The organism is Sphingopyxis sp. CR5 (assembly GCF_059693785.1).
This window is the reverse complement of sequence record NZ_JCATIE010000001.1, coordinates 152859-171469: the sequence shown is the minus strand read 5'-3', so window position 1 is coordinate 171469 and position 18611 is coordinate 152859. Positions and strand designations below refer to the sequence as shown.

Here is an 18611-nt window from a genome sequence, read left to right as displayed (position 1 = left end):
ATCGCTCGCCGTTTTCCGCGGCGTTTCAGACAATCTTCAGGCTAGCTTTGGGGGCGCGCGCCGATCCGGTCGGCGCGCGCCGACATCAATCCTCGGGTGTTTCGGGCGGGGCCGGGGGCGCCGGCGGGGCGGCCGGGGCACCGGCACTGGCCGAATAGCGCGTTACCGATCCGTCAGCGCCCCGCACCTCGATCGTCGCATCCTTTCCGGCGCTCACGGCCGCCGATGTGCTGCGCGTCGCCGTGCTCACCGCTCGCGACACGGTGCGCGATATGTCGAGCGCCCCGCCGACCGCGCGATGCGCGATCGCATCGTCCGGATCGTCGAGCCGGATCCCCTCACGGCGCATCCGGCGCACATAGTCGCCCGTCACGCCCACCGCGCGCAATCCGCTCAGATCTTCGACGGTCAGGCCGGGGAAATAGCGTTTCATTTCGCGGGCATAGCCGACATCGATTCCCATGGCCGACGCGCCGATCAGATCGTCCATTTGCGCGCCGGGGAACACCGCCCGCATCCTGCTGAGATAGGCCGGGCTGGCTCCGACCGCCTTGGCGGCGATCGCGTCGTCGGCGGAAAGCGGCATCCCCCCCTCGCGCATCTCGCGCACATCGTCGGGCGTCACCCCCATCGCTTTCATGCCGACCAGCGTCTCGACGGGCAATTTATCGTCCTTGACTGCCGCTGCAACGGGCCGGGACCCGGCGGTGGCCGAATGAACCACCGCCGGACGGACGACAGCCAACGGGGACGAGCCGTCGTCGTGAAGCGTCTCCAGGGGGCGCGATGCCGTGGCCGAAAAGGCGGCAAGCGGAAGCGTGACGCCCGCCAGGAAGGCAAGGGTCAGCGCCATCCAGCTCGCGCTCGCCGGACCGCGCTTGGCCCGTGCGTCGAGGACGCGGGTGATCCGGCGCTTCAGGCTGTCCTTCCCCGGTGCGACCCCGTGTGCCGCGATCAGCGTCGCCCGGTTGTCGTGCCGTGCCGCGCCGACAAGCAGCGTCGCATAATCGGGACCGTCGATATCCGCGAGCAGCACCGCGTCGTCGGCGGCTTCCTCGCGCAGCTGGTGGCTTTCGCGTGCCAGCATCCAGACCAGCGGGTTGAACCAGAACAGCGCGCAGGCCACCCGCGCCGCGAGCAGCTTGGCCCAGTCGAGCCGCGCGACATGCGCCAGTTCGTGCGCGATGATGGCCTCGGCCTCCCCCACCGCACCGACGGCGGTCGGGCTCAGCACGATCGTCGGGCGCAGCACGCCCCAGCTGATCGGCGAACGCAATTCCTCGCTGACGAGCAGCGCAGTGCCATGCTTGAACCCCATGCGCCGCTGCGCCTCGGCAAGCGCCGACAGCCACGAGGGCTGCACCAGCACCTCGGCACGCCCGCGCATCGCGAACAGCCGCACGACCGCGACGAGCATCGTCAGGAACAGAAGCGCAAGCGGCAATGCGTAAATCCACGGCGCGAGATCGGACGCCGACGGCCAAAAGGCCCAGCCGGACAGCGCCCCGGCGGTGTCGGCCGTCGGCACGGTCCCCGTCAAAGCGGGAGCCCCGACGCTCGCGTCCTGGGCCGCCACCGTAGCGAGCGGCGCCGCCTCTGCTGTCCACGCGGCGGGAAGCGGAGCCCATTCGGGAAGCAGCAGCATCGCGGCGGGAAAGGCGAGCAGCGCCGCGAGGCCGACATGCGCGATCATCGAGCGTTCGGCCGCCGAGCGCGACCGCGCGATCCGCAGCAGCGCCAGCGTGATGCCGGCGATCAGCACCGACTTCCAGGCGAGCCCGACAAGCAGGCTGGTGGTGATCGTCATTTCGTCCTCCCGTCGCGGGCCTGCGCGATCAGCTTTTCGAGATCGTCGAGTTCCCTGTCGCTCATCTTGTCCTGCATGCCGAGCAGCGCCGCCGCGGCGCTGGTCGCGGATCCGTTGAAAAAGACGCGGACCACCTGCCCCAGGGCCGATTTGCTCGCGGTCTTTTCCTCGACGCTCGGGGCATAGAGGAACCCGCGATCCGACGCCTCGCGCGACACGAAGCCCTTGCCTTCCAGCCGTTTGAGCATCGCGCGGATCGCGGACCCCGACAATTCGTCGCTCAGCGACGATGCGATTTCGGCGACGGTCGACGCGCCCCGTTCATACAGGACATCGACAATTTCGCGTTCCCGCGGCGGCAGACTGGACAGCATCGAATCACTCCATGCGCTACATTTGTAGCCTAGCTACATTTGTAGCGCGCGCATGGCAAGCAGTTTTATCGCGCCAATACAGCCTGCGGGAACCGTCCATCTAAACGCCTGGAAAAACGCGCTTGTGCCGCCCGCCGGCACAGCCTACATCGACGATCCAGGCAACCGGAGTATCCGTCATGGACAAGACAGCGATCGCAACGCCCACTCGCCTTGCCGTCCGGAAAGTCCTTGTCCATGCCGTCGATTACCCTCTCGCATCTTCACTGGTCCACGCCTGACGGCCATCCCGTCCTCGCGGACCTCGATCTTCAATTCCAGGCCGAACGCACCGGCATCGTCGGGCGCAACGGCGTCGGCAAATCGACGCTGCTGCGCCTGTTGGCCGGCGAGACCGCGCCGGCGTCGGGCCATATCGCGATAGACGGCACCGTCGCGATGCTGCGACAGACGGTGCAGGTCGGCGCCGACGAAACGGTGGCCGACCTGTTCGGGGCACGCGCCGCGCTCGCGCTGCTGGCGAGGGCCGAGGCCGGTACCGCGACCGCCGACGACCTCGCCGCGGCGGACTGGACGATCGCGTCGCGTATCGAGGCGGCGCTGGCGAAACTCGCGCTGCCGGTCGGTCCCGATACGCGCCTCGCCGCGCTTTCGGGGGGCCAGCGCACGCGCGCGGCTCTCGCCGGGGCGATCCTCGCCGCCCCCGATTTCCTCCTCCTCGACGAACCGACGAACAATCTCGACCGCGCGGGACGGGCGATCGTCGCCGAGGTGCTGCAAGGCTGGTCCGGCGGCGCGATCGTCGTCAGCCACGACCGCGAATTGCTCGAGGCGATGGACGCGATCGTCGAGCTTTCGGGTATCGGCGCGGCACGCTACGGTGGTGGTTGGAGCGCCTACCGCGCCCGCAAGGACATCGAGCGCGCCGCGGCCGAACGGCAGGTCGCCAGCGCGGAGAAGCACGCCGATGCGGTCCAGCGTCAGGCGCAGGCTGCGACCGAGCGACAGGATCGGCGCGATGCCGGCGGCCGGCGCAAGGGCGCGCGCGGCGATATGCCCAGAATATTGATCGGTGCGCGCCGCAACCGCGCCGAGGAAAGCCGTGGTGCCGCGGGGCGCCTTGCCGAGCGCCAACGGGTCGATGCGGGTGCGAAACTCGCCGAAGCGCGCGGCAGGATCGAAATCGTCGACCCGCTTGCGGTCGCGCTGCCCCCGTCCGGCCTGCCCGCCACGCGCACCGTGCTCGAGGTCGATCGTGTCACCGCGGGCTATGACGCGGGCCACCCGGTCATCCGCGACCTGTCGCTGACGATAACCGGCCCCGAACGCGTCGCGCTTGCCGGCCCCAATGGCTCGGGCAAATCGACCCTGCTGGCGCTGGTCGCCGGAACGATGGAGCCCTGGCAGGGCCGTGTGCGCACGCCCGTGCCCTTCGCCCTGTTCGACCAGCGCGTGTCGCTCCTCGACCCCGCCCGGTCGATTGCGGACAATTTCGTGCGGCTCAATCCCGGCGCGACGAACAACGCCTGCCGCGCCGCGCTTGCCCGCTTTCGCTTTCGGGCCGACGCCGCCGACCGCATCGTCGGCACCCTCAGCGGCGGCCAGATGCTCCGTGCCGGGCTGGCCTGCGTCCTCGGAGCGCCGCAGCCGCCCCAGCTGCTGATCCTCGACGAACCGACCAATCATCTCGACATCGAGTCGCTGGCCGCGGTCGAGACGGGACTTGCCGCCCATGACGGCGCCCTCCTTGTCGTCAGCCATGACCGCGCCTTTCTCCGGGCGATCGGAACGACGCGAACCATCGAACCGGACGAAACCGGCGCGCGGTCGTGATCGGGTACGCATAAATGCACATGCGAGCACGCCCGCGCTTGACTCGTCCCCGCCCCGACCCAATGTCTGCCGCTCTTAAAATCCCCCTGACGCGAAAGGATGCCGCAATGACGATCAAAGCCGGAGACAAGCTCCCCGAAGCGAAGCTGGTAAAGGTCACCGAAAACGGACCGGAGCAAGTGAACAGCGCCGATTATTTCAAGGGTCGCAAGGTTGCGCTCTTCTCGGTTCCCGGAGCCTTCACCCCGACCTGCTCGGCCAAGCATCTGCCGGGCTTCGTCGACAAGGCCGACGCGTTGAAGGCCAAGGGGATCGACGAGATCGCCTGCACCGCCGTCAACGACGCCTTCGTCATGGGCGCATGGGGCAAGGGCGCGAATGCCGACGCGATCACCATGCTCGCCGACGGCAACGGCGATTTCGCCGAAGCGGTCGGACTGACGATGGACGGCAAGGCGTTCGGCATGGGCAAGCGCGGCCAGCGTTTCTCGATGGTCGTGAACGACGGCGTCGTCGAACAGCTCAACGTCGAGGCCCCCGGCGAGTTCAAGGTATCGAGCGCCGATCACATGCTCGAGCAACTGTAAACACCCCCAAACCCCTCCCCTTCAGGGGAGGGGCAGCGAGACTTGGTTCGGCGAAGCCGGACCTAGTCGCAGCGGGGTGGGCCGGCGGGCCTTGCGCCAGATCGCGAATCCCGCCCCAACTCGGTCGCAGGGTCGATCATGCCCCCGGCATGTTCGGTCCGGGGGACAGTTTCCCCGCCACACCTGAAAGGGAGGGGCTGGTTGCCCCCCTTCCCTTTTGTCACAATTTCGTGCAAGAGCGCCGCGATGACGACCTCATCGACACCCAACGACATCGCCGATCCCAACGCCCGCGTCGAGGCGATCCTCGACGAGCTCAAAAGCCGTTTCAAGGCTTCGGTCGCCGCGCTCAAGGCCGCTATCGCCGCCTATGTCCACGCCGGTACGCTGCCGCCGGCCGACGCCGCCTCTACCGGATTGTTCGACTATCCGGCGCTTCGCCTCGTCACGTCGGGCGAACTGCTCGAGGGACAGGGTCACAACCTCGCGTTCGGCCATTTCGAGCGCGCCGGCGAATTCATCACCACGATCACGCGGCCCGACCTCTTCGAAAATTATCTGCGCGACCAGCTGACCCTGCTCGTCCAGCATTACGACGTCGAGATCGAAGTCACCCGGACCGGACAGCAGATCCCCTTCCCCTATGTGCTCGACGCGAGCGACGGGTCGGATATGGGACGCATCACCCCGCTCGACCTTGCGCGCCATTTCCCCACGACCGAGCTTGCCGACATCGGCGACGAGCTCGCCGACGGATTGTTCGGGCTCGACCCCACCGCGCCGCTGCCGCTCGCGCTGTTCGACGCGCTGCGCACCGATTTCAGCCTCGCGCGGCTGCGCCACTATACCGGCACCGCGCCCGAGCATTTCCAGCGCTATATATTGTTCACCAACTATCATCGCTATGTCGACGAATTCGTCGCCTGGGCGGGCGCGCAGGTCGGTCAGGGCCGCTATACCGCACTCGCCGGCGCGGGCGGGCTTTACGTCGACAAGTCGGGGGTCAATGCGAGCGCGCTCGTCGCCGACAGTGCGTGGCGGCGGCACCAGATGCCCGCCTATCACCTCATCGCGCCGAACGGCAGCGGCATCACGCTGGTCAACATCGGCGTCGGCCCCTCGAACGCGAAGACGATCTGCGACCATCTCGCGGTGCTGCGCCCCGAAGCGTGGATGATGATCGGCCACTGCGGCGGGCTGCGCCCCAGCCAGCGGATCGGCGACTATGTTCTGGCGCACGCCTATCTTCGCGACGACCATATCCTCGATCAGGTGTTGCCGCCCGAAATCCCGATCCCGCCGATCGCCGAGGTGCAGCAGGCGCTCGCCAGCGCGGCGGAGGCGGTGTCGGGGACGAGCGGCGCCGACCTCAAGAAACGGATGCGCACCGGCACCGTCGTCACCACCGACGACCGCAATTGGGAACTGCGCTTCACCGACAGCGCGCTGCGCTTTTCACAGTCGCGCGGCATCGGCATCGACATGGAATCGGCGACGATCGCGGCGCAGGGCTATCGCTTCCGCGTGCCCTATGGCACCCTGCTCTGCGTGTCGGACAAGCCGCTCCACGGCGAACTCAAGCTGCCGGGGCAGGCCAACCGCTTCTATGAAGAAGCGATCGCCGCTCACCTCCAGATCGGCATCCGCACCTGCGAACTGCTCCACGATGAAGGCGCGAAGCTGCACAGCCGCAAATTGCGCGCGTTCAACGAGCCGCCCTTCCGGTGAGCAAAGCGCCCACCCTTTCGCGCTCCGTCGCCGGCCGCGTCGCGATCGTCACCGGCGCGGCGAGCGGCATGGGCCGCGCGACCGCGCTGCTGCTCGCGGCCGAAGGGGCGAAGGTCGCCGTCACCGACCTCGATCTTGCCGCGTGCGAGGCCGTCGCCGCGGAGGCGGGCCCGAACGCGAAAGCCTTCGCGCTCGACGTCGCCGACCGCGAGGCGATCGAGCGCAGCGTCGCCGCCATCGCGGCGCATTTCGGCGGTATCGACATTCTGATCAACAATGCCGGCGTGTCGAGCTTCGCGCCGCTCGACGCCGGCGACGATTATGAAGCGATCTGGCACCGCGCGATCGCGGTGATGCTGACCGCGCATCAGCGCATGGTCCGCGCCGCGCTGCCGTGGCTGCGGCAAAGCGACGCCGCGCGCATCGTCAACATCGCCTCGACCGAAGGGCTCGGCGCGACGCCGGGCGACACGCCCTATGTCGCGGCGAAGACCGGCGTCACCGGCCTGACGCGCGGGCTCGCAGTCGATCTGGGCAAGGAGGGGATCACGGTCAACTGCATCTGCCCCGGCCCGATCCGCACCGGCATGACCGACAAGGTGCCCGAGGACGACAAGGCGGTTTTCGCGCGGCGCCGCACGGCGCTGCGCCGCTATGGCGAGCCCGAAGAGGTCGCGCATGTGACGCTGAGTCTCGTCCTGCCCGCGGCGAGCTACATCACCGGCGCGGTGATCCCCGTCGACGGCGGGCTGACGGCGCGCAACGCCTAGGGTCAGGACCCTAGGATTTTTCCTCATACATACATATCCGTGCGCAGATGGATGCCGTGTTCGAGCCAGACCTTGAGCGCGCAGAGCATCTGCGACCAGCCCTGGCAATTGCCATAGGAAGCGCCGAGCGCGCTCTGATTTTCGCGCCAGCCTTCTTCGGCGATCTCGACGAGGGTGCGGCGGCCGTCGTCGAGCGGCTTGAACGTCATGGTGACGCGGGTGCGGTAATCGCTATCCGTCATCGCGCCGCCCTCGACATTGGGCGCCTCGCCCTCGTTCGCCTGCCATTCCAGCACGATCCGCTCGTCGGGCACCACCTCGATCACATGAACCGGAAAGGCGCCGGGGAAATCGTGGAAGTCCCACGTCACCGTCGCGCCGGCCTCCAGCCGGCCCTTGGCACCGCCGGTGGTGAAATATTCCGACAGTTGCGCGGGGTCGGCGACCGCCTCGAACACCTCGCGCACCGGCTTCGCGATCCGCGCCGCGACCCTGAATTTCAGTTCCATGCTCACTCTCCGCTTGAGTCGCCGCTAATTATGTTATAAATTTACAACATGTCAATCCACGACGATTTCGACCGGATATTCAAGGCGCTCGCGCACGCGGTGCGGCGGCAGATCCTCGACGACCTCAAGGATCAGCCGCTGACGACGGGCACGCTGTGCGCGCATTTCCCCGACCTCGACCGCTGCACGGTGATGCAGCATCTGAAGGTGCTGGAAGATGCGGATCTGGTGATCGCCGAACGCCGCGGACGCGAGCGCTGGAATCATCTGAATGCGATGCCGATTCAGGACATCCACGACCGCTGGATCGGCCCCCACGCCGCCGCCGCGAGCGCACGGCTGGCGCGGTTCAAGCGGGCGGTGGAGGCAGTATCCCGAGCGGATGCGAAGGGCGATGACTGAAAGCGACCGGTTGTGCCCACATAGAATATCGTCACCCCGGACTCGATCCGGGGTCCATGACTTCGGCGCTGCTATGGATCCCGGATCAAGTCCGGGATGACGAAGGAGTGGGATCGGCCGGTTGTGGTCCCTTGCCCACGTCATCCCGGCGAAGGCCGGGATCTCACCCTAACGGTTTTACGCACCGGCGAGATCCGGTCTGCGCCGGGATGACGGATAGGCAACGTCCGCTTTCCACCTCGAAGCCGCCTTCGCAAAAAAGGCTGTCCTACATTGTCCAGCTGTGCCAGCCTTCGTTTCGGCTCTTTCGACAGGTGGATAAAAGCGGTCACGTCCCGGTTTGCCCATGCGGGCGGAAGCCGGCGCGGCATGGTCGCCGAATGCCACCCATCGGCGGCTGCACAAGGCTGATCTTTGCTGAACTTTGAAGCGACCAGGCGGACCCGGCCCGTGATTACCAAAGGCGGCGATGGCAACCGGCCACCCCAAAGCTGCCGCTCCATGAAAAAGAGGCCGGGAGATACATCCCGGCCCCTTCGTCAAAACCCAAGGCGGATTACCACCCCGACGGATGCCCCTTGTTCTGCTCGTCGAGCCATGCCTTGAGCGGCGCGAAATACTCCATCATCGCCTTGCCCGACATCTCTCGCGTGCCGGTGAAAGCCTGGAGCGCGTCGGGCCACGGTTTCGACGCACCCATTTCGAGCATCGCGTTCAGATTTTCGCCGACCTTCTTGTTGCCATAGAAGGAACAGCGGTGGAGCGGCCCCTTCCACCCCGCCTGCTTGCACGCCGCCTGATAGAATTGGAACTGCAGGATGCGCGCGAGGAAATAGCGCGAATAGGGCGTATTGCCGGGAATATGATATTTGGCGCCCGGGTCGAATGCATTGGCGGGGCGGTCGACCGGCGGGGTGATGCCCTGATACTGGCGGCGCAGGTCGGTCCACGCCTTGTTATAGTCGGCGGGCTGGATCGTCCCGTCGAACACGCCCCAGCGCCAGCGGTCGACGAGCAGGCCGAAGGGCAGAAAGGCGACCTTGTCCATCGCCTGCCGCAGCAGCAGCCCGATATCCTTGTCGGCTCCCGGCACCTGCGATTTGTCGAGCAACCCGATGTCGACCAGATATTGCGGCGTGATCGACAGCGCGATGAAGTCGCCGATCGCCTCGTGGAAGCCGTCGTTGGCGCCGTTGAGGTAGAGATAGGGCTGCTTGTTATACGCGCGCTGGTAATAATTGTGGCCGAGCTCGTGGTGGATCGTGACGAAATCGTCGGCGTTCACCTTGATGCACATCTTGATGCGGATGTCGTCCTTGTTGTCGATGTCCCACGCCGACGCATGACAGATCACTTCCCGATCGGCAGGCTTGGTGAACAGGCTGCGCTTCCAGAAGGTGTCGGGCAGCTTCGCGAAACCGAGCGAGGAATAGAAATTCTCGCCCGCCTTGACCATGTCGAGCGGTCCCTTGCCCTGCGCTTTCAACAGGTCGCCGATATCATAGCCGAGGTCGCCCGAACCGGCCGGCGCGACGAGCGGATAGATATTACCCCATTCCTGCGCCCACATGTTTCCGAGCAGGTCGGCGCGGATCGGCCCGGTTTTGGGCTGCACCGCATCGCCATATTTCTCGTTGAGTTTCCAGCGGACATAGGTGTGGAGCGCCATGTAGAGCGGCTTCACTTCCTGCCACAGCCGCTCGGTGGTTTTCGCGAACTCCGCGGGCGGCATGTCATAGCCCGAGCGCCACATCGCGCCGACGTCGCTGAAGCCCAATTCCTTCGCGCCTTCGTTGGCGATCCCGACCATCTTGGCGTAATCGTCCTTCATCGGCGCGCCGACATTGTCGTGCCAGCTCGCCCACATCTCGGCATATTCGGCGGGCGTATGGTCCAGATTGCCCATCTCCGCCTCGATGTCCGAACCCGAGATCGGCTTGCCGTCGAGCGTGCCCTTGCCCTTGCCATATTGCGACGAAAGGCTGGTCGCGATCTCGTTGAGTTCGGTCGCGGCGCCCGGCGTCGTCGGTGCGGGAAGAACGAGGCCGGTGCGCAAAATGTCGAGCTTGCGCCTGGTGTCGGCGCTCAGCCCCGGAACGTCCTTATATTTGGCGGCTTCGAGCGCATACTGGACCGATTTTTCGGTGCCGATCGCGTTGATCCGCGCCGCCATCGCGTCGGTATCCTCGGTAATGAAGTTGTAATTGACCCAATTCACCTGGCTCGCCTCGACGCTATAGTCGAACAGATCCTTTTCGGCGGCGGCGATGAAAGCGTCGGCATCCCCGGCGGTCGGGGCGGCCGCCGGCTGGCTGGCGGCGGCGGGCGCATCCTGCGCGAATGCGGGGGGGGCGAGCGCAAGCGAGATCGCAAGCGACACGGTCGATATCATGGCTTTCATGGGGTGCTGTCCTCTGGGTATGGGGTGCGCTCTCGGCGGCGCGATGCCCACAGCTTGGCGCGAGCGCGCCCGGGGGTCAAGCGGTGAGGAAGTTCGCGATCGCCTCGCCGAGTTCGGGCTCGGTCACGCTCGACATATGGGTACCGGGGATCGTCACCAGCTGCGCATCGGGGAGCGCCGCGACCAGTTCCTCGGCCGATCCATTGTCCTGATCCTTGTCGCCGCACACGACGAGCACCGGCATCGTCAGTGCCGCCAGCGCCTCGGGCGGAGTGTCGGTGAAGCTGTCGAGCAAATGACCGGCCGCCACGCGGTCGATCTTCATCGTCTTCATGAACTGGATCGACAGCCAGGTGTCGTCACCGCGCTTGGCGCTGTCGTAATCGGCGATCACGCGCTTGAAGAAGCGTCCGCGCCGCTGCCAGCCGGCGAGCCCTGCCAGCCCCATGCCGCCGAGGATCAGCCGCCGCGGCCGCATTCCCGCGACCACCGCGCGAACGCTGGTCCGCGCGCCGAGCGAAAAGCCGCCGAGGTCGAAATCGGCGAGGTCCAGATGCGCGATCAGATCCTGCAGGTCGTCGACGAGCACGTCGGCCGGGTAATGCTCCGCCCCCTGCGGCGCGTCGCTCGACCCGTGGACGCGCAGGTCGGGCATGATCACGCGGTAACCCGCTTCGGCGACCCGCGCCGCGGTCCCGAACTTGATCCAGTTGACCTCGGCGCTCGAGAACAGGCCGTGGAGCAGGACCAGCGGCCGCCCCTCGCCCATCGCACGCCACGCCAGCCGCACGCCGTCGCGCGCCTCGAAAAAATCGGGTTCGATGCTCATCGCGATACAGCCTTAAGCGGAGCAAGCGAGTCTACGCAATGGCGAGGCAGCTCAGCGCGGCTTCAATCCCTTTTGTTCCATCCGCCATTTCGCCATTTCGATGCGATCCTGGCCGAAGAAGGGTTCGCCGTCGAACACGAGCGTCGGCACGCCCCAGTGACCGGCGATTTCGAGCGCGACCTGGTTCGCAGCGATTTCCTTGTCCAGCATGTCGGCATCGCGCTCGGCCTCGGCATCGAGTTCGGTAAGATCGAGGCCCGCGCGCTTCGCCGCTCCGGCCAGATGGTCGCCGAGATGCCAATTTTCGGCGCCGCCCCATATGAGCCGACCGACTTCGTCGCAGAACGCCAGGCTCTTGCCGCGGCGCGACGCCGCTTGGCCGAGCCGCGTCAGCCGATAGATATAGGGCTGCTCGGCCGCGATCTCGCGCGTCATGACATTCTGCACGATCGGGTCAGGGCGCGGCGGACCGAAGGGGATGCCGTGGAATTGCGCGACGCGGATCATGTCGCGCATCGTGTAACTGAGCCAGTTGGGATGGTTGCGCTCGAAAAAGTCGGGTTGGCGGATCGCGAGCGGGTAGACGGGGCGCAGGTTGATCGCGACATCGTGGCTCGCCGCAAGCGACCGATAGCGGCCGATCGCGAGATAGCTGTACGGCGAGCGGAAGGACCAGAAGAGGTCGGCGGTGAGACTCATGGGCGCATCCTGCCGAAACCGCGGGATAATTCAACCATTGTCGGAATAGTTTACAGCGGTGCGAATTTTTCCAAGTTCGCGCATATCGCGCAATGTTGCATATAATAGCAATTGCTATTATATGTCCTGCCATGAGCGAGACGATCGGATTCCTGCTGAACGATGCCGCGCGGCTGTTCCGCCGCGCGTTCAACGCGCGCACGCGCGACAGCGGGATCACGGCGCTGCAATGGCGGCTGCTCGTCTACCTGAGGCGCCACGAAGGCATAAGGCAGGGCCCGCTCGCCGACCTGATCGAGGTCGAGCCGATAACCCTGTCGCGCATGGTCGACCGGCTGGCGGAAGCGGAGCTCGTCGAGCGCCGCGCCGACCCGACCGACCGCCGCGCGTGGCTGCTCCACCTCACGCCGCGCGCCGACGCGCTGCTCGATGACATGCGGCGCACCACCGACGCGCTCGCCCAGGAGGCGACCGAAGGACTGAGCGATACCGAACGCGACCAGCTGGTCGCACTCGTCGGCCGCGTCCGATGCAACCTGTCGCGACGCGACGCGATCTCCGAATCCGCACCAAAAGAAAAAGAGGCCATATAATGGACCAGCTCTCCCCCGCCCGTCCCGATGCCGTGAACACCCAGCCCCGCGCCGAAGAGGCGACGCCCCCCAAGGCGGCTCCCAAGGCCGATCCCGTGCCCCCGCCGGTGCAGACGGCGACGCCCGAAGTGGAAACCAGGCCCAATTGGCGCACCCGCGCGCTGATGTTCGGCGTGCCGCTCGCGCTCGCGCTGGCGGGCGGCGCCTGGTGGCTGTTGAGCGGCGGATCGGTGTCGACCGACAACGCCTATGTCCAGATGGACAAGGTATCGGTCGCGGCCGAAGTCGGGGGGCTGATCACCGACGTCGCGGTCGACGAGGGTGAGCTGGTCAAGAAGGGTCAGCTGCTGTTCCGCATCGACCCCAAACCCTATGCGCTGACCGTCGCGCAGGCGAGCGCCGCGATCGATTCGGCGCAGGTCGACGTCGGCAACCTGTCGGCCAGCCTTGCGGCGACCAATGTCGACATCAAGGCGGCCGAGGAGAATATCGCCTTTGCCAAGTCGAATTTCGAACGGCAGGCCGCGCTGATGGAAAAGGGGTTCACCACCAAGGCCGCCTATGACGCCGCGAAACACGCGGTCGAACAGGCGCGCGCCGAGCTGGGACAAGCCAGAGCCGACGCCGCCGAAGCGCGGGCGAAGCTGGCGACCGGCGGCAGCGGCACCAACCCGCAGGTCGAGGCGGCGCGCGTCCAGCGCGCGCAGGCCCAGGTCAATCTGGGCCGGACCGAAGTGCGCGCGCCGAGCGGCGGCCGCGTCGCCGAATCGGACCGGTTGCAGATCGGTCAGATGATGGTCGCCGGGCTGCCCGCGGTGACGCTGGTCGATACCGAACATCCCCGCGTCGAGGCCAATTTCAAGGAAACCGACCTTGCCGACATGTGCGTCGGCCAGCCTGCCGAAATGACCTTCGACGCCTATCCGGGGCTCAAGGTCCGCGGCCATGTCGAGACGATCGGCGCGGGCACCGGCAGCGAGTTTTCGGTCCTGCCGGCCCAGAATGCGACCGGCAACTGGGTCAAGGTGACGCAGCGGGTGCCGGTGCGCATCGCCTTCGACGAAGTGCCCTCGCGCGCGATGATCGCGGGGCTGTCGACCGACGTGAAGGTCATCACATCGGGCGGCTGCAAGTAACGGACCGATCGTGGCGAGCCGTGCCTTCCCCCGCCGCGCCGCGCCGGCGGCAACCCAGGTCAGCGACGACCGGCCACTGTACGAACAGGTACGTTATCGCGGGTTGCTGACCGTCGCGGTGATGGGCGCGTCGGTGATGCAGATCCTGGACACGACGATCGCCAACGTCGCGATCCCGCACATGCAATCGAGCCTGGGCGCGACGAGCGAGACGGTGAACTGGGTGCTGACCAGCTATATCATCGCGACCGCGGTCGCGATGCCGATCACCGGCTGGCTCGCCGACCGCATCGGGCGGCGCAGGCTGTTCCTTGGCGCGGTGTTCGGCTTCATCATCGCTTCGATGGCGTGCGGCGCGGCACAAAATCTCGAGGAAATGGTCCTGTTCCGCTTCCTCCAGGGGATCAGCGCCGCGTTCATCGGACCGCTGTCGCAATCGGTGATGCTCGACATCAATCCGCCCGAACGCCACGCGCGCGCGATGTCGATCTGGGGCATGGGGATCATGGTCGGGCCGATCCTGGGGCCGATCATCGGCGGCTGGCTGACCGAAAGCGCGAACTGGCGCTGGGTCTTCTATGTCAACCTGCCGGTGGGGGCGGCGACCTTTGCGTTGATGTGGGCGTTGCTCCCGGCGACGGGGCGAAAGACGCGCAAGTTCGACCTGTTCGGTTTCTCGATGCTCGCGCTCGGCCTCGCGTCGCTGCAATTGATGCTCGACCGCGGCGCGCAGGAAGACTGGTTCGACAGCGTCGAGATATGGATCGAGTGCGGCGTGTCGGTCGCCTGTCTGTGGATGTTCGTCATCCACCTGATCACCGGCCGCAACACGCTGTTCGACCGCAAGATGCTCGCCGACCGCAACCTGCTCACCGCGCTGGGCTTCATGCTGGTGATCGGCGTGGTCATGTTCTCGTCGATGGCGCTGCTGCCGCCGATGCTCCAGCGGCTGTTCGACTGGCCGGTGATCGACACCGGCTGGGTGCTCGCGGTGCGCGGCATCGGCATTTTCATCAGCATGGCGATCGCGGGGCGGCTGCTCGGCAAGATCGATGCGCGCTGGCTGGTCGGCAGCGGCCTGATCATCGCGGCCTATTCGCTGTGGCAGATGAGCCACTGGTCGTTGATGATGGGGGCCTGGCCGGTCATCGTCAGCGGCCTGGTCCAGGGGCTGGGCATGGGCCTGATCTTCATTCCGCTCAACACGATGGCCTTTGCGACGCTGGGTCCGACCTGGCGCACCGACGGCGCGAGCCTGCTCAACCTGCTGCGCAGCGTCGGCGGGTCGGTCGGCATTTCGGTCGTGACGACGTTGCTCGGATCGAACACGCAGACGAGCCATGCCGACCTGGTCCAGCACGTCACCAGCGGGACGGTGCCGATGATCGACGCCTCGACCTCCGACCGGCTCGGATCGCTGGGTGTGAGCGCGATGGCGATCATCAATGCAGAGATCAACAAGCAGGCGGCCATGGTCGCCTATATCGACGATTTCTGGGCGATGATGTGGGTCACGCTGATCTCGGTCCCGCTCGTCATCCTGCTCCGGCCGCCGAAAGCGGGGGCCGAAGCGGCGTCGGCCGCCGACATGGGGCATTGACGATCAGCGCTGTTCGGCGCCTTCGAACTGTTCGATCACCCAATCCTCGGCCTGGGCGCCGCCGATCCATTCCTGCATGTGCGGATGCGCGATGACCGCCTCGCAATATGGCAAGGCGAAGCGCGGCAGCGGGATCGAATAGGTCAGGAAGCGGGTAACGACGGGTGCGAACATCATGTCGGCCGCCGACCAGTCGCCGAACAGATAATCGCCCTCGCCACCGAAGCGCGCCCGCGCCTCTGCCCATATTTGCAGGATCCGCATCACGTCGGCCTGCACCTCCGGCATCAGGTCGGCGGCGGGATAGATGCGGCGGATGTTCATGCTGTGGTGGCGGCGCAGCGCCGCGAAGCTGGAGTGCATTTCGGCCGCCATCGAGCGCGCCATCGCCCGCGCCGCCCAGTCGTCCGGCCAATAGCCCCGATCCCCGCCGGTCTTTTCGTTGAGATAGTCGATGATCGCGAGGCTGTCCCACACGACGATATCGTCGCCGTCCCACAGGATCGGCACCTTGCCCCCCGACGGGGCGAATTCGTCGCCCTCGCGCCGGTTCGACCATTGTTCGTCGTAAAGCGGGACGGTGACTTCCTCGAAGGCGAGCCCGCTGTGTCTGGCAGCGAGCCAGCCGCGCAGGCTCCAGCTCGAATAGGCCTTGTTGCCGATGAAGAGTTTCATGCGTCGTCCTTTTGTCCCCCTTCCGCTTGCGGGAGGGGTTAGGGGTGGGCGCGAGCGTAGCGAGCTTCGGCCTCGAAATCGCCCACCCCGCTGCGACTAGCGAGCAAGCTCGCAAGTCTCACTACCCCTCCCGCTTGCGGGAGGGGCGTCATTCCGTCAACTCTCCACCGCCTCGAGCACCGCGGTGCGCAATTCGGCGATGCCCATGCCCTTTTCGCTGCTCGTCGCGATGACCTGCGGGTGCGCGGCGGGGTGCTTGCGGGCTTCGGCTTCGGTCGCCGCCTGCACCGCGGCGAGGTCGCTGGCCTTGATCTTGTCGGTCTTGGTCAGCACGAGGCGATAGCTGACCGCCGCGACGTCGAGCATTTCGAGCACCTCGCGGTCTACGTCCTTCAGCCCGTGGCGGCTGTCGACCAGCACCAATGTCCGCTTGAGCACCGCGCGGCCGCGCAGATAGTCGTTTACAAGGAAGCGCCATTTTTTGACGACGTCCTTCGGCGCCTTGGCAAACCCATATCCGGGCATGTCGACGAGGCGGAACACCAGCGGGTTGCCGACGTCGAAATAGTTGAGTTCCTGCGTGCGCCCCGGCGTGACCGAGGTGCGCGCGAGCCCATTGCGGTTCGTCAGCGCGTTGAGCAACGACGATTTGCCGACGTTCGAGCGTCCCGCAAACGCGATCTCCGGCACCCCCGGCGCAGGCAGATGCTGAAGCGCGGGCGCCGATTTCAGAAAGGCGATCGGTCCTGCGAACAGCTTGCGCGCGCGCTCGGGACGGGTGGGGTCGATTTCGGTCTCACCCATCACTGTCATCCCCGCGAAAGCGGGGATCCAGCGTGCCGACGCTGAAGTCCGCGCTGTCACGCCCTGGCTTCCCGCTTTCGCGGGCATGACAAGGAGAAGGGTCGATCCTCATTTCGCCACTGCCGCCTTGAGCTGCGGGAACTTGCGATACATGAACTGCTGCTGCGCGACCGACAGGCAGTTGTTGGTGATCCAGTAGAGCAGCAGGCCCGCCGCGAAGGGCGCCATGATGAACATGAACAGCCACGGCATGATCTTGAACACCTGCGCCTGCACCGGGTCGGTCGCCTGCGGGTTGAGCCGGAACTGCAGGAACATGGTGATGCCGAGGATCAGCGCGAGCACGCCGATGCCGAGGAAGGACGGCGGCGTGAACGGCAGGAGCCCGAACAGGTTCAGGATGTGCAGCGGGTCGGGCGCCGACAGATCCTTGATCCACAGGATGAAGGGCTGGTGCCGCATCTCGATCGTCAGCATCAGCACCTTGTAGAGCGCATAGAAGATCGGGATCTGGAGCACGATCGGCAGGCAGCCCATCAACGGATTGATCTTTTCATCCTTGTAGAGCTTCATCAGCTCCTGCTGCATCTTCGGCTTGTCGTCCTTGTAGCGGTCCTGCAGCGCCTTCATCTTGGGCTGCATCACGCGCATCTGGGCCATCGAGTGGAATTGCCGCTGCGCGATCGGGAACATCGCCGCGCGGATGATCAGCGTCAGCAGCATGATCGCGACGCCGAAGTTGCCGACCTGCTTGAACAGCCAGTCGAGCAGCTTGAAGATCGGCTTTTCGAAAAATTCGAACCAGCCCCAGTCGATCGCGTTCGACAGGCGCGGGATGCCCAGATCGTCCTGATAGGCCGAAAGGGTGCTGACTTCCTTTGCGCCCGCAAAGATGCGGCTGGTCGTCGTGACCTGGCGCCCCGGCGCAACCTGGGTGAAGGGACGCGCGAACAGCGTCTGGTAGGTGTTGGTCGTCGGCGCGCTCATCGACGCGGTGACGCGCTCGCCCTTGGCCGGCACGACCGCGGCGAGCCAGTATTTGTCGGTGAAGCCCAGCCAGCCGGCACTGGTATATTTGGGCGTCGCCCCCTCTTCGAGATCTTCATAATCGACGTCGAAGATCGATTTGCCGTCGAGATAGCCGGTCGGGCCGACATGGATCGTCCAGCTGCTCTTTTCGTGCGGGTCGGTCGGCTTGCCGAGGCGGTCGATCAGCGCATAGCTGCTCGCGGTCACCGGCGCGCTGCCCTTGTTGGCGATCGTCTGTTTCGCGGTGATCAGGTAATTCCTGTCGATGCTGTACTCGATGCGGAAGGTCTGGCCCGTGCCGTTCGCCCAGCTGAGCGTCACCGGGGTTTCGGGGGTCAGCTTCGTCCCGTTCGGGGTCCACACCGTGTCGGCGCCGGGGGTCGCGATCCCCTGCGCCGACCAGCCGATCGCCGCGAAATAGGCGGCCCTGGTGCCCGCGGGAGCGAACAGTCGGACGGGCGGCGCGTTCTTTTCGACTGTCTGGCGATATTTGGTCAGCGTGATGTCGTCGATTCGCGCGCCGACGAGGTTGATCGATCCCGAAAGCGCCGGGGTTTCGATCGGAATGCGCCGGCCGCTGCCGAGCACCACGTCGACCGGGCGCACCGCCTGGGCCGCGGGTCTGGCGGCGGGGGTGACGTCGCCCGCCGGGGGCAGCCCGTTCGGTTCGCCCTGCGCCTTTGGCGCCGCGGCACCGTCGGTGCCCGCGACCGTCGTGGTCACATCGGGCTTGGCGGGGGTCGGGAAAAATCGGTCGGCGACGAAATTCCATCCCAGCAGGATGGCCACCGACAACAGGATGGCCGCGATCAGGTTACGCTTGTCGTCCACGCTC

The 18611-nt window shown here is 66.2% G+C and carries 17 protein-coding genes; 8 read left to right on the top strand and 9 right to left on the bottom strand.

Annotated elements, in window-relative coordinates:
- Positions 1 to 85: 85 nt before the first annotated feature.
- Complete coding sequence (locus tag AC58D2_RS00825) at positions 86 to 1807, bottom strand: M56 family metallopeptidase (RefSeq protein ID WP_497386387.1); 1722 nt, start codon at positions 1805 to 1807, stop codon at positions 86 to 88.
- Positions 1804 to 2181, bottom strand: coding sequence for a BlaI/MecI/CopY family transcriptional regulator (locus AC58D2_RS00820; protein ID WP_497386385.1), 378 nt, complete (start codon positions 2179 to 2181; stop codon positions 1804 to 1806). The genes AC58D2_RS00825 and AC58D2_RS00820 overlap by 4 nt, the downstream gene beginning before the upstream one ends.
- A 237-nt stretch (positions 2182 to 2418) precedes the next feature.
- Between AC58D2_RS00820 and AC58D2_RS00815 the strand changes: the two genes are divergently transcribed.
- The 4 genes from AC58D2_RS00815 (at position 2419) to AC58D2_RS00800 (ending at position 7099) form a co-directional block, all read left to right on the top strand.
- Positions 2419 to 4014 (top strand): ABC-F family ATP-binding cassette domain-containing protein, encoded by a 1596-nt coding sequence (locus AC58D2_RS00815; RefSeq protein WP_497386383.1) that lies wholly within the window; start codon positions 2419 to 2421, stop codon positions 4012 to 4014.
- Between the two features lie 107 nt (positions 4015 to 4121).
- A complete protein-coding gene (locus tag AC58D2_RS00810; RefSeq protein ID WP_497386381.1) occupies positions 4122 to 4601 on the top strand; it encodes a peroxiredoxin in 480 nt (159 codons plus the stop codon).
- Positions 4602 to 4847: 246 nt separating this feature from the next.
- A complete protein-coding gene (locus tag AC58D2_RS00805) occupies positions 4848 to 6329 on the top strand; it encodes an AMP nucleosidase (RefSeq protein ID WP_497386379.1) in 1482 nt (493 codons plus the stop codon).
- Positions 6326 to 7099: an SDR family NAD(P)-dependent oxidoreductase gene (locus tag AC58D2_RS00800; protein WP_497386377.1), complete on the top strand. Its 774-nt coding sequence runs from the start codon at positions 6326 to 6328 to the stop codon at positions 7097 to 7099. Before AC58D2_RS00805 ends, AC58D2_RS00800 begins: the two co-directional genes overlap by 4 nt.
- Positions 7100 to 7122: 23 nt before the next feature.
- On the opposite strand, the gene AC58D2_RS00795 is transcribed toward AC58D2_RS00800, so the two are convergent.
- Positions 7123 to 7608: an SRPBCC family protein gene (locus tag AC58D2_RS00795; protein WP_497386375.1), complete on the bottom strand. Its 486-nt coding sequence runs from the start codon at positions 7606 to 7608 to the stop codon at positions 7123 to 7125.
- Positions 7609 to 7656: 48 nt separating this feature from the next.
- Here AC58D2_RS00795 and AC58D2_RS00790 point away from each other — a divergent pair, with 48 nt between their 5' ends.
- Positions 7657 to 8010, top strand: a complete 354-nt coding sequence (locus tag AC58D2_RS00790) for an ArsR/SmtB family transcription factor (RefSeq protein WP_497386373.1) — start codon at positions 7657 to 7659, stop codon at positions 8008 to 8010.
- A 556-nt stretch (positions 8011 to 8566) separates the two neighbouring features.
- On the opposite strand, the gene AC58D2_RS00785 is transcribed toward AC58D2_RS00790, so the two are convergent.
- From AC58D2_RS00785 to AC58D2_RS00775, 3 genes are all read right to left on the bottom strand, one after another.
- Positions 8567 to 10411, bottom strand: a complete 1845-nt coding sequence (locus AC58D2_RS00785; protein ID WP_497386371.1) for a M2 family metallopeptidase — start codon at positions 10409 to 10411, stop codon at positions 8567 to 8569.
- 76 nt (positions 10412 to 10487) lie between these two features.
- Positions 10488 to 11240, bottom strand: coding sequence for an alpha/beta fold hydrolase (locus tag AC58D2_RS00780; RefSeq protein ID WP_497386369.1), 753 nt, complete (start codon positions 11238 to 11240; stop codon positions 10488 to 10490).
- A 51-nt stretch (positions 11241 to 11291) separates the two neighbouring features.
- Positions 11292 to 11939: a 2-hydroxychromene-2-carboxylate isomerase gene (locus tag AC58D2_RS00775; RefSeq protein WP_497386367.1), complete on the bottom strand. Its 648-nt coding sequence runs from the start codon at positions 11937 to 11939 to the stop codon at positions 11292 to 11294.
- A 131-nt stretch (positions 11940 to 12070) separates the two neighbouring features.
- Between AC58D2_RS00775 and AC58D2_RS00770 the strand changes: the two genes are divergently transcribed.
- Genes AC58D2_RS00770 through AC58D2_RS00760 form a run of 3 tightly spaced genes read left to right on the top strand, consistent with a single transcriptional unit; the run spans position 12071 to position 15268 of the window.
- On the top strand, positions 12071 to 12532 hold the full coding sequence (locus AC58D2_RS00770) for a MarR family winged helix-turn-helix transcriptional regulator (RefSeq protein ID WP_497386365.1): 462 nt from the start codon (positions 12071 to 12073) through the stop codon (positions 12530 to 12532).
- Positions 12532 to 13668 (top strand): HlyD family secretion protein, encoded by a 1137-nt coding sequence (locus AC58D2_RS00765; RefSeq protein ID WP_497386363.1) that lies wholly within the window; start codon positions 12532 to 12534, stop codon positions 13666 to 13668. The genes AC58D2_RS00770 and AC58D2_RS00765 overlap by 1 nt, the downstream gene beginning before the upstream one ends.
- Before the next feature lie 10 nt (positions 13669 to 13678).
- A complete protein-coding gene (locus tag AC58D2_RS00760) occupies positions 13679 to 15268 on the top strand; it encodes a DHA2 family efflux MFS transporter permease subunit (protein WP_497386361.1) in 1590 nt (529 codons plus the stop codon).
- A gap of 3 nt (positions 15269 to 15271) precedes the next feature.
- On the opposite strand, the gene AC58D2_RS00755 is transcribed toward AC58D2_RS00760, so the two are convergent.
- The 3 genes from AC58D2_RS00755 to yidC all read right to left on the bottom strand — a co-directional run bounded on the left by AC58D2_RS00755 (position 15272) and on the right by yidC (position 18607).
- Entirely contained in the window at positions 15272 to 15943 is a 672-nt protein-coding gene (locus AC58D2_RS00755) for a glutathione S-transferase family protein (RefSeq protein WP_497386360.1), read from the bottom strand.
- 156 nt (positions 15944 to 16099) lie between these two features.
- Positions 16100 to 16747, bottom strand: coding sequence for a ribosome biogenesis GTP-binding protein YihA/YsxC (gene yihA / locus AC58D2_RS00750; protein ID WP_497386358.1), 648 nt, complete (start codon positions 16745 to 16747; stop codon positions 16100 to 16102).
- Positions 16748 to 16855: 108 nt separating this feature from the next.
- Entirely contained in the window at positions 16856 to 18607 is a 1752-nt protein-coding gene (gene yidC / locus AC58D2_RS00745) for a membrane protein insertase YidC (protein WP_497386356.1), read from the bottom strand.
- Positions 18608 to 18611: the final 4 nt, after the last annotated feature.